This is a genomic window from Pyrobaculum sp. (assembly GCF_049971835.1).
Lineage (GTDB): Archaea > Thermoproteota > Thermoprotei > Thermoproteales > Thermoproteaceae > Pyrobaculum.
This window is the reverse complement of record NZ_JBMFKV010000358.1, coordinates 1-1392: the sequence shown is the minus strand read 5'-3', so window position 1 is coordinate 1392 and position 1392 is coordinate 1. Positions and strand designations below refer to the sequence as shown.

Genomic DNA, 1392 nt, shown 5'->3' with positions numbered 1-1392 from the left:
CTAGTAAAGACAAAATAGCCCAGTACGTAAATTTTAGCAGAAAATAAAACGTCCAAGCTACAGAAACCCCGCAATGACAGCACCATCTTAAAAAGGGACGCCGCGGCTACATACATAGCCCCACTTAGCTGAAGCTATTTTGTAAAAACTAGATACTTTACGTAAGTGGGAGCCGGCATCTGCCACACGACGTAACAACCCCGCTGAGATAGATCCACCAAATCGCCTTGACTACATGTGGCCAACGGCGTAGTACCTTGGGCATAGATCTTAATGTTTGTAATGTTATAAACCGCCTTATATACAGATGTACTAGATACTCCAGAGCCTCTATACGCGGTCATATTTACGTATACAACGAGGATGTCGTTTTCATTCACCAACTTTATTGAGTAGAAGAAGGAGTCGAAAGGAGGCGAGAAGCTAGGCAACGCTATAGACATATTAAAACGGTAAACATTTGGCAAGGTGATAGAGGAGATGCCAGCCCTTATCTGGTTAGCCACGGAATCAGCCAAGGCCTGAGCCATGGATACAGTCTCTTGATCAAACGCCATCTGCGCCTGCACGTTTACGATATAGGCGATCAGTACAGAGAGCAAGCCGGCGAAGGCCATAGAGACCGCCGTCTGTAAAGCATTCATCGCAACTCCAGCCTAATCGGAACTACCAACACCTTCGACACGCCGCTTAGATCTACACCCGCGAGGGCGCAGTCCCCAGCGTTGTAAGCCACCGGAGCCGTGATGTTGTAATATAAGGCGACGCCTGAAGCCCTCTGAGCCGCTGTGTACGTAATATTTAGCACCACCGCGATGTCGCCGTATTTAACAACCCGGGGCACCATAGATAAAGACGTCCCCCAACCCCGCACTGCAATAGGAGTGTCAGGCGCGTATACCACCTTGCCCCAGTTCACACCCCGCAACATACCAGCCACAGACAAGTACTGCGACTCGTATACAAACGTAGTGTTGAAAACCGCCGCGCCGCCGCACCTGCCCATCTGCGCCACGCTGTACTTCAACGAGCCAAAGCGCAGACTAGGCAGGTTAATAACCCTCTGCGCGAACGCCGCCCCCATGTCGCTCTCCAGAGAGTCTGCCACCAAGTTAAAAAACGCAGAGGCGCTACGCATCTCCACAAGAGCTTGGTAGTAGTATATCTGCTGAAGTATAACCGGCACAACGGCAAATATAGCAACCAGCGCAAACGAGGTAATTATGAGCAACTCTAAGGACTGCATGGCCACAGCGACTTAAGATTCTGCAAATTCCCACTACCTATCGACAAGACGCCGCCCTGGTGAACAACCCAGTAAGTAACTCTGTAGTCCCTAAAGGAGAAGTCAATCCTAGTTACATTCTTGCCGACACCCGGCGCTATAGGCGC

Annotated in this window: 2 protein-coding genes; both read right to left on the bottom strand. The window is 50.2% G+C overall.

The features are described from left to right. Positions 1-134: 134 nt before the first annotated feature. A complete protein-coding gene (locus ACP5J3_RS14635; RefSeq protein WP_428496351.1) occupies positions 135-644 on the bottom strand; it encodes a hypothetical protein in 510 nt (169 codons plus the stop codon). Then, positions 641-1246 (bottom strand): hypothetical protein, encoded by a 606-nt coding sequence (locus ACP5J3_RS14630; protein WP_428496350.1) that lies wholly within the window; start codon positions 1244-1246, stop codon positions 641-643. Before ACP5J3_RS14630 ends, ACP5J3_RS14635 begins: the two co-directional genes overlap by 4 nt. Positions 1247-1392: the final 146 nt, after the last annotated feature.

Bases quoted from the DNA above. Each gene is read 5' to 3' on its own strand.
- ACP5J3_RS14635 (WP_428496351.1), bottom strand. From the start codon at position 644: ATGAATGCTTTACAGACGGCGGTCTCTATGGCCTTCGCCGGCTTGCTC.
- ACP5J3_RS14630 (WP_428496350.1), bottom strand. From the start codon at position 1,246: ATGCAGTCCTTAGAGTTGCTCATAATTACCTCGTTTGCGCTGGTTGCT.